This window comes from Paenibacillus sp. FSL H7-0331 (genome assembly GCF_001956045.1).
On the sequence record NZ_MRTH01000004.1, the window covers coordinates 418,933 to 433,203 of the forward strand.

Below are 14,271 nucleotides of genomic sequence, written 5' to 3' on the forward strand. Positions count from 1 at the left end.
TTGTCCCTGGTTGCCGGTTCTATGGTAATCAGGGATGTTGTTATTTTCTAATGATAGGGCTGAAGCGTATGGATTATGAGTTTTTGACAGGGTTTACGCCGCGAATGGTCGATGTGGTGGAGCGGGAAGCGGAGTTCTGGGAACGATTTAATTATAACCTGCTGCGTGAGAGAACAAGACTTCATGTGCTCTGTTATGTGTACGCGGGTAAAGGCCTGCTTGAGCTTGATGGGGAAAGACATTTGCTCGTATCTGGCAGTTTGTTTCAAATTCGCCCGAACCGACATATGCGAATTACGACTCAACCGGATTCTCCGGTATGCTTCTTTTCCTTTCATTTTCAATATTGTCTGACCAACTGGGAGGGCATCAACATGAAAATCACGGAAGGGGTTGAAGAGCTGCCTTTTCCAATCGTTCAATATGTTCAGGAGCAGCCTGCTCTGACAGCCGCATTCCGTAAAGCCTTTCAGCTATGGAGGGACAAGAACAGCGGCTACGTATGGCTGGTCAAGCTTGAATTTCTGAATACACTCCAGCTTATGAATCAGCTATCCACGATGCAGCAGGAGGATTCCTCGACCTTGGCAGCGATTCAGAAGGCCATTCAATATATGAAATCTGCCTATCAGGAGCCGTTAACGAGAGATATGCTGGCGGAGCATGTGTCCTTATCACATGGTTATTTTTCCGTTTCCTTTAAAAAGCATACAGGCATTAGTCCTATCCAATATTTAACCCAAATACGTATGGATTCCGCCAAGCATCTGCTTAAAAGTTCAATGCTCCCGATCAAAAAAATCGCTGAAGAGAGCGGATTTCCTGACTCCTTTTATTTCTCGCGTTTGTTTGTCAAAGAAACCGGTATGTCTCCTCGCGACTATCGGAACTCTTAGCTGCAGCCGATAGAGAAACCTCTATCACATAAATGAGAGAGGTTCCTGATAAAACTTATAACTACATTTTAGGATTCGCGCCATATTTATTATCATACTCTTCACTATCCTGACACAAAAATACAATGAGGATAATGCTTCCAATCAGCGGAATCAAACTAATTAAGAGCCACCATCCGCTTCTTCCCGTATCGTGTAGTCGACGAGCTCCAACAGCTAAAGACGGTAACAAAATAGCTAATGAATACAGTCCTGCTAATACGGAATTCAGATTTACGATTGAATCCAATATTGCCGCCACAATAGAAAAGATGGTACTGAACAGAAAAAACATCCAGTATTCCTTGCGTCTTGCTCTCCCTTGAAACCCAGCGTAATTCTTAAACGCTTTTAAAAACCATTCCATTTCCAATCCACCTCGATTTCATTTTGTTGCGGTATCCGCAATCTTTCAATTACTTTTTCTATATCGGCAGGTAGAATACAAATTTTAAGTATATTCCCAAATTTTTTTTGAAAAAATGTTTGCCCTTGCCCTTGCACTTAGGTTTTTCCGTTGCTCTTGCTCTTGCCCTTGCTCTCTACCTCCTGCCAAGTGAGGTGAACGCTGAGCGAAGCGGTCGTGGTGTTCTGGAGAAGCGGAGCGCTCGCCTTTGTTTGCGGATTTTCACCGATAAATGTCTTATCAAATGAGGAAAATCCGCAAACAACAGCGATCGTAAGAACTCTTCGACCGCGCAGCTCCCCTCGTTCACCTCACTTGTTGCACACTTTTCTCCAGATTTTCCGAAACTTTTGTTCATGTACGAACCTCCGATGTGCCTTTATAGTAGAACCTATAAGCAATTAGATTCCACGGTTAAAGGAGCGAATAAGATGAACAATAAACCTAATATCATTGATGCTGATGTGCATAATGCGATTGCCAAGCCCAAGGATCTGCTTCCATTTTTGCCGAGAGTATGGCACGAGAACTGGCTGGCAAGCGGTCCAGGCTACGGTGGAGGCTGGTATTCACCGATAGGCGTGATGCGTAAGGATTCCGTTCCTGAAGGTGGAGGAACTCCAGGCAGCGACCCTGCCTTCATGCTGAAGCACCATTTTGAAAAATACGGAATTGACTACGGGATTTTGACAGGGTCCGGGGTGCTCGGCATTTCTCTGAATCCGAATCCCGATTATGGTAATGTCGTCGCCAGTGCTTACAATGATTGGCTCGTTGAAACCTGGCTGAAGGCCAGTCCGGTATTTAAAGGGTCTATTCTTATCAATCATTCGGACCCGCAGGCAGCGGCCAATGAAATCGATCGGATGGCCAAGCACCCGGATATGGTGCAGGTGATTATGTGCAGTGGTTCGAGAATGCTGTATGGTCAGCGTTATTATCATCCGATCTACGAGGCGGCGGAGCGTAACGGACTGCCGGTGGCTGTTCATCCCGGAACGGAAGGCAGGGGCATATCGGGAGCACCGACACCATCCGGTTACCCGACATCCTATCTGGAATGGCACAATATTTTGCCGACGAACTATATGGCCCATGTGAACAGTCTGGTCTGTGAAGGGGTATTTGAAAAGTTTCCAAAGCTGAAGTTTGTTGCCATTGAAGGTGGAATTGCATGGCTGCCGCATTTGATGTGGCGGATGGACAAGAATTACAAAGCGCTGAGGGATTTAGTCCCTTGGTTGAAGCGGATGCCCTCCGAGTATATTCGAGAGCATATTTTGCTAACGACACAGCCGATTGAAGAGCCGACAAACCCTGATCATCTTAACCAGGTTTTTGATATGATTGGCGGCGACCATATGGTCATGTTCTCATCCGATTATCCGCACTGGGACTTTGATAATCCACAGATGGTGCTGCAGCCGATTCGCAAAGATTTACGACGTAAGATTCTGGTCGAAAATGCTATGAATCTGTATGGACTGTATGACAAACCAGCTGCAAACATCGCACAATCGACTGAGGCTCCTTCGAACGTAACTTCCTCAGAGCCTTACAACAAGGCTTAAACGGGTAAGGTCCGTTGGTTCTATAAATTCGAAGGAGGAACACCATAATGAATAAAGTCAAAGTACGTTACGAGGCTGCGTCACTCATGGAATTGCAGGAAAAAGGGCGGGTCATAGCAGTGGTTAAAGGCATGGAGATCGGGATCTTTCTTGTAAAAGGAAACCTGCATGCATGGCGAAATGTGTGCCCGCACGCTGCGGCTCCGGTGTGTGTAGGGGTTGTATGCGGGACCCGATTACCCTCGATGGTATATGAGTATCAATATGGCAGGGAGCAGGAAATTGTTCGCTGTCCCTGGCATGGCTGGGAGTTCGATCTGACCAATGGCCAGCATTTGGCAGATCCTAACGTCCGACTGCGGGGATATGAGGTGGAGACAGAGGGTGATCAGGTCTATGTGCTGATCTGAATGCTTATGTTAATGTCTGTTCCGAAATTGAGTCGGTGAAACGCCGAAATAGGCTGTAAATTGCTTGGTGAAATAATGAATGGAAGCATAGCCCAGATACAATGAAATATCGGTTATGGATCGGTTGCTTTCAAGCAGGGTGGCTGCAGCTCTACGCATTTTTATTTTCAAAAGATAGGCTTTAGGTGACAGTCCCGTCATCTGTTTAAATAAATTATAGAAATGGGTCTTCTGCAGACCGCTCTGGATTTGCCAATCGTCCTCGTCGTCCTCGTTCCAGGAGTGGCTCTCCATCTTTTCGATAATGCGTTGAATCCGTGGATCGAAGGGTTGTGCTGAGCGGCAAATTTGAAGAAATTCCAAAATCCAACCATAAAGCAGACTTGCTGAAATTTCGTTCTTAAACAGGCTGTTTTCACTGAACACACGAGTTATATGAATAAACAAATCGACAAGACGAGGATGCTGTTGGATTTGTACCACCGAAGGAATGTGCTCCAGTTCATCACAGGGCATTATGGTAGTGAGGTATTGAGAGTCGATTTGTGCGGTGTTGTAGGCTACATGCTGCTTTGTCTGCATGGGATGATTTGTCCAAAGCTCGCAATAAATATTATAGCTGGACAAAGGATCTTCATGACTGCTCTGAAAACCATGTATATGTGTCGGTGGAATATAGAACAAAGATCCTCGACGTACAGGATAACGCTTGGAGCCGACTGTCACCGTGCCTTGTCCACCATCAAATAGATGAAAAGCATAACAATAACCATAACGATTTCCTTCATTGGAGCTTTCATAAAACTTGTAATGGTGGGCAATTCTTAGTGTTGGAGCTATATCTTGAATGTTTTTCACGGAGCCGATTCATCTCCTGACCATTGGAATACGAGCTGACCTCCTTAGTTTAACATATTTGAGCGAACTCAAATCACCGGAATATCGTACAAATCAGTGATGATTTATTAAAATACTTATGAACCGTCCATTGCTATAATAATCCTGCAGATCAATCCAAACTTTATCTGGAGGTGTTTGAGTGATGGACGTGTATGTAAGTGGCAGTTTAACGAAAGAGCAATTGGATTTTTATAACGATGAAGGTTATTTAGTTCTTCCCGAATTGTTGACAGAAGAAGATTTGCAAGCGGTGAAGCAGGCGATGTCACAAAAGGTGACACAGATAGCCGATGAGCTGTTAGCAGCAGGGTTAATTACGGATACTTTGGCCGATACTCCTTTTCCGAATCGACTGGCGGATTTGTTCAAGGACTTATCCGCAGAGGAATTTCTGAAATACGGGCGCAGTTGGAGAGACCGCCTTCCAGGCTACTTTACCCTAATGAGTAATCCCAAAATATTGAATGCAGTAGAATCGCTGATTGGCGGTGAAATATTTTCTAACCCGGTTTATAATGTTCGTCCCAAGGTTCCTCTTGTTGCGGCAGGTGCAGTACCGTGGCATCAGGACAAGTCGTATTGGCCGGATGCGAATGCAAATCCTGTCATTACAGTATGGATCTCATTGGTTGATGCAACGGAAGAAAATGGCTGTCTGCATATCAAGCCGCGAACGCATAAAAAGCGGGTGTTGAAATGGCATCGGGAGAGTGCTACAGGAACCGGCTACACCGCTTTAAGCGAGAAGCAATTAGGAACTACACCAACTGTAATCTTGCCCGTAAAAGCAGGGAGTGCGATATTGTTTAACGATCGCTGCCTGCACATGTCCACTCCAAACTTGTCGAAAAGTGTTCGCTGGAGTGTGGATCTGCGTTACCAGCCAACAGATCAGGACCCGATGCCACAGCATGGAGCCGGTTTTCTTGCAAGAAGCCATAAGTATCCTGAACGGGTATGCACCTTGGCGGATTGGTTAAACAACCAACCTGAGCATAGAGAACAGGATTTGCGATAATTGCATAGCAAACAGCGCCCTGAACCCGATATTTCACTCGGGTCAGGGCGCTGTTTATTTGGAGCCGTCATGCGAAGTATCGCAATGGATAGGGACTCTTTACCTCTTAGTCTAATGGAGAATAGGTTAATGTCACACTAATGAATCCAAAGCGAAAGGTGTAAAGTATATGGATTCAAGCGTATTTGTATAAGTGCGTACGGTATCCATAGAGGTCAGGCAAACAACACCGCTTTCTATGGCTTCACGACGCAGTTGGAAGCCGCTGCTGTCAGCCATTTTTCCTGTCGTCACGGTGTTGATGAACAGGTCCGCTTTGAGGCTTCGCAGCGAATGGACCATTTCCTCTATGGGAAGGCTTGCAGCTGGAATACCGGCTGCTTGCAGCACCTGCGCAGTCCCGGGTGTAGCGATAACCCTGTATCCCAGTTGGAAAAGCATCCTTAATGGCTCTACCGCCTCCTGTTTATGCCTGTCGTCAACAGAAACAATAACAGTACCTTGAGCTGGAAGCTTCATGCCTGCGGCGAGCATGCCCTTGTGCATCGCTTTGGCAAACACGGGGTCTCTGCCTATCACCTCACCAGTAGATTTCATAACCGGACCGAGTGCGATCTCCACTCCGCTTAATTTATGCATAGAAAACACGGGGACTTTGACGGATACTTCGTCCGTTTCCTTAAGTAAGCCCTCCGGGAATCCGAAAGAGGAGAGGCTTTGACCTAACGATACTTTCGCAGCAATATTAGCCATGGGTACACTCGTGACTTTACTCATAAATGGTACGGTTCTTGATGCACGCGGATTGACTTCGATAACATATACCAGCTCGTTTTCGACTAAAAACTGAATGTTAACGAGCCCCACTATGCCGAGGTGTTCAGACAATTGTAAGGTGATGGCTACAATTTGAGCTTGGACACCGGACGATAAGCTTTGTGGTGGATATACGGCAATGGAGTCTCCAGAATGGACACCGGTTCGTTCGATTTGTTCCATAATGCCAGGAATCAAGATGGTTTGGCCATCATAAATGGCATCAATTTCGACCTCGATTCCGTGCATATAACGGTCGATTAAGACGGGATGCTCAGGGCTGATCTGGGCTGCACGTACCATATAAATCATCAACTCGGCCTCGGAATGAACAATTTCCATGGCGCGTCCCCCAAGAACGTAGGAAGGACGTACTAATACAGGGTAGCCGATACGTTGTGCGGTATCCGCAGCCTCGACAATCGAACGTGCTGTGGCTCCTTGCGGTTGAGCAATATGCAGCTTGCTAAGGAGCGCCTCGAATTTTTTGCGGTCCTCGGCCGTATCGATTCCGGCAAAGCTGGTACCATAAATACGAATGCCGCGCTCCACTAAAGCCGACGCTAAGCCAATAGCTGTCTGACCACCGAATTGCACGATAACCCCTTCAGGCTGCTCATGTTTAATCACATGCAGGACATCCTCAAGATGAAGAGGCTCAAAGTATAATCGGTCGGAAATGTCGAAGTCGGTAGAAACCGTCTCTGGATTATTATTAATAATAACTGCTTCATAACCCATTTCCTGTATGGCTTTAACAGCATGAACGGTGGAGTAATCAAATTCGATTCCTTGTCCGATACGTATGGGACCAGAGCCCAATACCACGATCCTCGGCTTCGTTGGTGTCGGGGTTTCATTTTCCATTTCATAGGTTGAATAATAATATGACGAAGTTGCTTCAAACTCCGCCGAGCAGGTGTCTACCATCTTGTATACCGGAATCATGCCAAGAGCATAACGATATTGTTCAATGGCCAATGCGGTTGTCAAAGAATAGGAGGGATTCACTGAGCGGCGAATGCCAGCAATAGCCTGATCGCTGAAGCCGTGCTGCTTGGCTTCCAGAAGCAGTGACTCCGTTAGCACCTCTTGTTGAAGCTCATATTCGAATCGAACAAGCTGTTCAATGTTATGCAAGAACCACGAATCGATCTGTGTCAAACGATGAACGTCGGATACGGCATATCCGCGACGAAATGATTCGGCAATCAGAAATAGCCGCTCATCATCCGCTTTTTGCAGCCGTTTATGCAAATCGTCTTGTTGGAGCTGCGCCGTGCCGGGAAGATAGAGTCCTACAGCCCCAATTTCAAGGGAACGAACGGCTTTCTGCAGGGACTCGCCAAAGGTTCGGCCAATCGCCATGACTTCCCCTGTGGCCTTCATTTGTGTTCCCAGCGTACGATTGGCTGAAGGAAATTGATCAAACGGCCAACGCGGAATTTTCGTTACGATATAATCGAGTGCAGGCTCGAAGAAGGCATAGGTTTGGCCTGTAACCGGGTTAACGATCTCATCGAGGGTAAAGCCCATTGCTATTTTGGCAGCAATTTTGGCTATCGGATACCCTGTGGCCTTGGAAGCCAGAGCAGACGAACGGCTGACCCTCGGATTGACTTCGATGACGTAATACTGGTAGCTGTCCGGGTCAAGCGCGAACTGGACATTGCATGCACCTTCTATACCTAGCGAGCTAACGATTTGAATGGAGGCCGTGCGCAGCATTTGATATTCGCGATCGGATAACGTTTGACTTGGAGCTACGACAATACTATCCCCTGTATGTACGCCAACAGGATCGAAATTTTCCATATTGCAGATGACAATGCAATTATCGTGGGCATCACGCATAACCTCATACTCGATTTCCTTCATACCAGCGATACTTTTTTCCACCAGACATTGACCGATGGGACTGCAATACAGACCAGAGCGGACGATATCCATGAGCTCATCGGCCTGGTGAGCAATACCACCACCGCTTCCACCCAGCGTATAAGCCGGGCGAACGATGACCGGATACCCGATTTGCTCGGCAAACCGTATAGCCTCGTTGGGCTCGGTAACGATGACGCTTTGTGGCACTGGCTGCTGAAGATCTTTCATCAGCTCGCGGAACAGCTCACGATCCTCCGCCTTGCGGATGGCATCCAGCTGCGTACCGAGAAGTTTCACCTGTTCACGCTCCAGAATGCCGTCTTGAGCAAGCTCAAGCGCCATGTTGAGCCCCGTTTGTCCACCAAGCGTGGCAAGTAATCCGTCAGGGCGCTCCTGCATAATGATCTGTTTGACGAATTCCAGCGTGATCGGCTCCAGATAAACCTTGTCGGCAAATGTATGATCGGTCATAATCGTAGCCGGATTACTGTTAATAAGCACTACCTCTACGCCTTCCTCCTTAAGCGCTTGGCAAGCTTGTGTACCCGCATAGTCAAACTCGGCGGCCTGCCCAATCACGATGGGGCCTGATCCGATGATGAGAACTTTTTGATAAGCTTTATTTTTCGGCATACAACCGTTCTACTCCTTTGTCCTGAGAATTATTTAAAGTGCGAGTTTGCTGAAAACGATGGATAACGTCCAAAAATTGATCGAACAGCGCATTGCTGTCATAAGGTCCCGGAGATGCTTCGGGGTGGAACTGTACAGAAAAGGCAGGGTAATAGTTGTGCTGGAGTCCTTCTATGGTGCCATCGTTATTATTGATATGGGTGATCGTCAGATCGGTGGCAGCAACGGAAGCATCAACCACCGCATAACTATGATTTTGTGAGGTAATGAGACAGCGGCCGGTTTCCAAGTGCTTTACCGGATGGTTGGAGCCGCGGTGCCCGAAGGTCAGCTTGCTGCAATCCGCACCACAGGCCAGTGCAAACAGCTGATGTCCCAGACAAATACCAAACATCGGAATCTCGCCGAGAAGCTCACGGATCACGGGTAAGACATAAGCGACATCCTTCGGATCGCCCGGACCATTGGAGAGAAGAATGCCATCCGGGTTAAAGCGGCGAATTTGCTCGGCTGTCGTATCATGAGGAACGACGGTAACATCGCATCCCCGGGTGATTAGCTCTCGGATAATACCTGATTTACAGCCGAAATCCACAACCACAATACGCTCTTTGGCTCCTGGACTCCGGTATGGCTGCGGGGTGGAGACAAGCGCTGCGGGATTGCTCAGAGGAGATATGGCATGCAGCTGCTCCTGCAGCGAGGCCAGCGATTGGCTGCTGGTCGTCAGCAAACCCTTCATCGTACCGTGCTGTCGCAGAATGCGTGTCAGCATTCGTGTGTCAATGCCACTGATCCCCGGAATTTCATGCTGCTTCAGCAAGGCATCGAGACTCATGGACGATCTCCAATTGCTCGGTGCAAGCTCGTGTTTCCTAACAATAAAACCGTGAATCCACGGGCGGATAGCTTCAAAATCGTCCCGGTTGATACCATAATTTCCGATCAACGGATACGTCATCGTAACGAGCTGTCCGCAATAAGAAGGATCAGACAGTACCTCCTGATAACCCGTCATACCGGTTTGGAAGACGACCTCTCCTGCGGATTCTCTCTCACTGCCAAAAGCCTGGCCCTCAAAGAGGGTTCCATCCTCTAACAACAATCTGGCTTTCATCCTGCTTCACTCCTAAAAATAATTATATGAAAAAGGTGGGATATTAAATTAAAGTTTTATAATTGTGATTAAATATACATTAAAACGAATAAATATACAATCCTATAAATTTTCCTTGATGACTGACGAAGGATCGAAAATGTAGTATTATCTCCGTTTTTCTGTTATCTTCTTACTAAAAGAGGGGGAGTTGGATGGGAGTCAGCGTAAAGGATGCGATGCAGATCGGCGGATTGGTCAAGTGTAAAGTGGTAGCCGGGGAAAAGGGGCTGAATAAGACCATTGATTATATCACTGTTATGGAAGTGCCGGATGTGATCCGTTGGCTGAAGGGAAACGACCTATTGTTGACGAGTCTGTATCCGATCAAGGACGATGAGGAAGCGATTGGACAGCTGGTTCAACAATTGCATGCTGTGGGGAGCTCTGCCTTGGCGATTAAAACCGAGCGGTACGTGAAACAAATCCCTGCTGCCATCATTGAGGCGGGGAACCAGCTTGATTTTCCAATTATTGAAATCGATGACGAGGTTTCCTATCTGGATATAATGACCCCACTGATGGAACGGAGCTTAAACCAGCCGGATCTGGGGAAGGAGCAGCTGGAAAAGTCGTTCCAGTGGATCACGGAGCTGGCCATGGGGGGCAAGGGCATACCGGCCTTGGTGGAAGCTGTCCAGCAAATGACGGAGAACATCATTACCGTGGGTTCGGAGATGCCTAACCTCGAAGGTATTTCGTCTGGCAGTCATGTCGCTCCCCTCACACGGTCACAAAAAAACGAGTTGAAAATAGCAAAGCGTTCGATCAGGATGGAGAGAATGCTTAATCATCTAAAAACCCCCTGCATAGTTACACCTTTGCTGCTGAACGATGAGCTGTATGGGGATGTGACGTGTTGGCAAACCAAAAGAGAGTTTGTCGAACGGGATTTTCTTGTACTGGATCGAACCATACTGTTGATGGCTCTTGAGTTTTTGAAGGTGATTACGAAGGCTGATGTAGAGCAAAATTTTAAGGATGACCTGTTAACTGAAGTGCTTTTGGGGAATATTACGGATAAAGCCGAGGTTATTAATAAAGGGAGAATGTTCAACTGGGATTTAGCGAAAGATTATCAGGTGTTTGCTATCACTTTTACCAGCTCTTCTTCACATACGACACTGATCGAGAATGAAGCACTGTGGTTTCAGGAGCGTAAACGAAAGATGCTGCGCAAAGTGAACGATATTTTCCGATTTAATGCCATACTTACGATACGTAAGGAGCATATTATTGTGCTCTATCACTGCGATGGGACAGGTGCGCCAGAATATCCCCAGCAACAAAGGCCCAACAAAAGCTCCACCATGGATTTGGCCGAATCCGCGTACCGACAGCTTTCGCAAGAATTTGAGGAATTGCAGTTTACCATCGGTATCGGGCGGTTTTATCAAGGACTGGAAGGCATTCACGAAGGGTATAAGGAGGCTGTCAAAGCGATTCAATTGGGAAAACCGATCAGTGGAGCCACAGGTTGCGTCCATTATGAGGATCTGGGTATCTATCGCGTATTGGGCCAGGTAAGTGATTGGAAAGAGATGGAGGAGTTGTATTCGGAAACCATCGGCAAGCTGGTAGAATACGACTGGAGTAACAATGCCACCCTTGCAGATACGCTGAGGGAGTACTTTGCCAGCAATTGCTCTTTGTCGGAATCGGCAGAAAAGCTGTTCGTTCACGTGAATACGATGAAATACCGGCTGCAAAAAATAGAGCAGCTTACAGGATGTAACGTTCATGATGCGGAGAAACGACTGCTGCTGCATATGGGACTCAAAATAGACCAGCTTTTACAGTCCGGCAATATTTAGGATTTGGCTAAACCGACGACACTCGGTTTATTTTTTTGTCCAATTCCACATATTCGCACCGCGATTTTCTTGGTACGATTTCTACTATCTCTTTCTATTACTTGAATTGAAAGGATTGACAGGACATGAAGATACTTATAAAAAATGGAACGGTTATCAATCCGGAAAACGATTTTAACGAAATCGCTGACGTCGTCATCGAAGATGGCAAAGTGGTTACTATTGGAAATAAGCAAGTTGAAGCTATAGATCATGTGATTGACGCAAAGGGCTTACTAGTGGTTCCGGGTCTTGTCGATATTCATGTTCATTTTCGTGATCCCGGCTTCCCACAAAAGGAAACGATTTCATCAGGTGCTGCTTCTGCTGCTGCAGGGGGATTTACCTCGGTGGTCTGCATGCCCAATACGAAGCCAAGTATTGATACGGTACAGACCCTTGAATATGTGCTTCGCACCGGACAGGAGCAAGCGGGCGTCAAGGTCTATTCCTCGGCAGCTCTGACTTATGGTATTGAAGGCAAGGTGCTAACGGAAATGGAAGCCCTTTATCGGGCAGGAGCTGTTACGTTTACCGACGATGGCAAATCTGTTATGGACCCACGACTCGTGCATGAGGCTTTTCGCAAAGCTGCAGAATTGGATGTGCCGATCAGCTCACATTGTGAGGATCATCAGCTGGTTCAGAGCGGTTCCCTTAATCAGGGTAAGGTAAGCGAGCAGCTTGGAGATCCGGGAATCCATCGGCTTGGTGAAGAATTGATTATTGCCCGTGATATCCTGTTCGCAGAAGATGCTGGTGCAAGGCTTCACATTCAGCATGTCTCCACCTCCAGAGGCGTTCAGCTTATACGCGAAGCGAAGGCTAGAGGGGTACGGGTTACGGGTGAAGGTGCGCCGCATCATTTTTCCTTAACGGATGAACAGGCATTGGTAAGCGGCACCATGGCCAAGGTGAATCCACCGCTTCGCACCCGGGAGGATGTGGAAGCCGTCATTGCGGGTTTGGTCGACGGTACACTGGATGCGATTGCAACCGATCATGCTCCGCACACGCTTGATGAGAAAGGGCGCCCATTAGCGGATGCACCCTTTGGGATGGTGGGGCTGGAAACGGCTGTGGGCTTAACTTTTACCTACCTGGTTCATCCAGAGAAGCTGACTTTGACAGAGGCGATTGCCAAGCTGACGATTATCCCTTCCCGAATTATGGGTCTTTCTTCAGGAAGGCTGGCTGAGGGCTGTGATGCTGATATTACATTACTTGATCCGCAGAAAGAATGGACGGTCGATGCAGAAGCATTTCAATCCAAATCAAGAAACAGTCCTTTTATTGGTATGAAACTTAAAGGGAAAGCCGTTTTAACGATGGTCAATGGTAAGGTCGTATATGACGAAATGGGGATAACCAGATGACGATTCGATTTCCAAGAGTTTTTCTGATTGTTCTTGATAGTGTAGGCATCGGTGCGCTTCCAGATGCATCTCAATATGGAGATTCAGGTTCACATACACTGGGGCATATTGCGGAGACTACAGGACAACTACGGCTGCCGCATTTGGAGCAAATGGGGCTTGGCTGTATAGAAGCCATTCAAGGGCTGCAGGCTGTAGCAAATACCAAGGCTCATTATGGGAAAATGGCTGAGATTTCAGCGGGCAAAGACACGCTGACAGGTCACTGGGAGATCATGGGTGTATGTAATAAGGTGCCATTTCAAACTTTTCCTGAAGGTTTTCCTGAAGCGTTCATTCAGGCTCTGGAGATGGCAGCTGGCCGCCGTATTATCGGCAATAAGGTTGCTTCGGGCACCGATATTCTTGTTGAGCTGGGTGCTCAGCATATGCAGAGCGGACATCTGATTGTATACACCTCAGCTGATAGTGTACTGCAGATTGCGGCGCACGAAGATATTGTTCCTCTTGAAGAATTATACGCAATTTGCCAGAAGGCAAGGGAAATGACCTTGAATGAGAACGGTATCGTCGTGGGCAGGGTCATCGCTCGTCCTTTCACTGGAGGACCCAACCAGTTTGTAAGAACGCCGAATCGACGGGATTACGCTGTGACTCCGCCCACGGCTACGGTCATGGACCGCTTGGTTGAGCAAGGGCTTGCTAGCATAGGTATCGGTAAAATTTCTGATATATTTGCAGGTGCGGGTGTTACGGAAAGCTTGAAAACGAAATCCAACAGGGATGGAGTGGACTGGCTGCTGAGCGTTATGAAGCAGGATTTTACAGGTCTCTGCTTTTTGAATCTTGTTGATTTTGATGCTATTTATGGCCATCGTCGGGACCCGGCAGGCTATGCGTCCGCGTTACGGGAATTCGATGCTCGATTACCGGAAATAACCGGAGCTTTAAGGCCCGATGATCTGCTCATCATTACGGCTGACCATGGTAATGATCCGACACATCCGGGCACGGACCACACCAGGGAATACGTGCCGCTGCTCGTTTCACATCGGAGCCTGGATCAAGGCTTGAATCTGGGAATTCGTACGACCTTTGCTGACGTTGGAGCGACGATTGCGGATAATTTCAGCTCCAAGCCCCCGGCACATGGACAAAGCTTTCTTTCTGATATCTAAGCGAAAAACTGCATAGTCAGAAAGAACAGTGGGCATGAATAAGAGCAAGGAAAAACTTGCTATATAAGTTGAACTAAAGGAATTCATTTCCACATCGTCGAATAAAGAACTACAACCTAAAAGTGACGGTGAAATGAT

Annotated in this window: 11 protein-coding genes; 7 read left to right on the forward strand and 4 right to left on the reverse strand. The window is 47.3% G+C overall.

The annotated features are described in order from the left end of the window. Positions 1–50 precede the first annotated feature (50 nt). Positions 51–896: an AraC family transcriptional regulator gene (locus tag BK127_RS08650; RefSeq protein ID WP_083689178.1), complete on the forward strand. Its 846-nt coding sequence runs from the start codon at positions 51–53 to the stop codon at positions 894–896. Positions 897–957: 61 nt separating this feature from the next. On the opposite strand, the gene BK127_RS08655 is transcribed toward BK127_RS08650, so the two are convergent. Beyond that, positions 958–1,302, reverse strand: a complete 345-nt coding sequence (locus tag BK127_RS08655; protein WP_076229610.1) for a DUF805 domain-containing protein — start codon at positions 1,300–1,302, stop codon at positions 958–960. Positions 1,303–1,772: 470 nt separating this feature from the next. Between BK127_RS08655 and BK127_RS08660 the strand changes: the two genes are divergently transcribed. Both BK127_RS08660 and BK127_RS08665 read left to right on the forward strand, forming a co-directional pair. Next, a complete protein-coding gene (locus BK127_RS08660) occupies positions 1,773–2,912 on the forward strand; it encodes an amidohydrolase family protein (RefSeq protein WP_083689179.1) in 1,140 nt (379 codons plus the stop codon). A gap of 47 nt (positions 2,913–2,959) precedes the next feature. Further along, positions 2,960–3,322 (forward strand): Rieske (2Fe-2S) protein, encoded by a 363-nt coding sequence (locus BK127_RS08665; RefSeq protein ID WP_076229611.1) that lies wholly within the window; start codon positions 2,960–2,962, stop codon positions 3,320–3,322. Between the two features lie 9 nt (positions 3,323–3,331). Here the strand turns inward: BK127_RS08665 and BK127_RS08670 are convergent, their stop codons facing one another. Beyond that, entirely contained in the window at positions 3,332–4,180 is an 849-nt protein-coding gene (locus BK127_RS08670) for an AraC family transcriptional regulator (protein WP_076229612.1), read from the reverse strand. Positions 4,181–4,364: 184 nt separating this feature from the next. On the opposite strand from BK127_RS08670, the gene BK127_RS08675 reads away from it, so the two are divergent. After that, positions 4,365–5,240, forward strand: a complete 876-nt coding sequence (locus BK127_RS08675; protein WP_076229613.1) for a phytanoyl-CoA dioxygenase family protein — start codon at positions 4,365–4,367, stop codon at positions 5,238–5,240. A 132-nt stretch (positions 5,241–5,372) separates the two neighbouring features. On the opposite strand, the gene carB is transcribed toward BK127_RS08675, so the two are convergent. Both carB and BK127_RS08685 read right to left on the reverse strand, forming a co-directional pair. After that, on the reverse strand, positions 5,373–8,570 hold the full coding sequence (gene carB, locus BK127_RS08680) for a carbamoyl-phosphate synthase large subunit (protein WP_076229614.1): 3,198 nt from the start codon (positions 8,568–8,570) through the stop codon (positions 5,373–5,375). Continuing rightward, positions 8,557–9,687, reverse strand: a complete 1,131-nt coding sequence (locus BK127_RS08685; protein WP_076229615.1) for a carbamoyl phosphate synthase small subunit — start codon at positions 9,685–9,687, stop codon at positions 8,557–8,559. The genes carB and BK127_RS08685 overlap by 14 nt, the downstream gene beginning before the upstream one ends. A 194-nt stretch (positions 9,688–9,881) precedes the next feature. Between BK127_RS08685 and BK127_RS08690 the strand changes: the two genes are divergently transcribed. The 3 genes from BK127_RS08690 (at position 9,882) to deoB (ending at position 14,133) form a co-directional block, all read left to right on the forward strand. After that, on the forward strand, positions 9,882–11,540 hold the full coding sequence (locus BK127_RS08690) for a PucR family transcriptional regulator (RefSeq protein WP_076229616.1): 1,659 nt from the start codon (positions 9,882–9,884) through the stop codon (positions 11,538–11,540). Between the two features lie 125 nt (positions 11,541–11,665). Beyond that, positions 11,666–12,955, forward strand: coding sequence for a dihydroorotase (locus BK127_RS08695; protein ID WP_076229617.1), 1,290 nt, complete (start codon positions 11,666–11,668; stop codon positions 12,953–12,955). Next, the gene (deoB, locus tag BK127_RS08700; protein ID WP_076229618.1) at positions 12,952–14,133 is read left to right on the forward strand and encodes a phosphopentomutase; all 1,182 of its coding nucleotides are present in this window, start codon (positions 12,952–12,954) and stop codon (positions 14,131–14,133) included. Before BK127_RS08695 ends, deoB begins: the two co-directional genes overlap by 4 nt. Positions 14,134–14,271 lie beyond the last annotated feature (138 nt).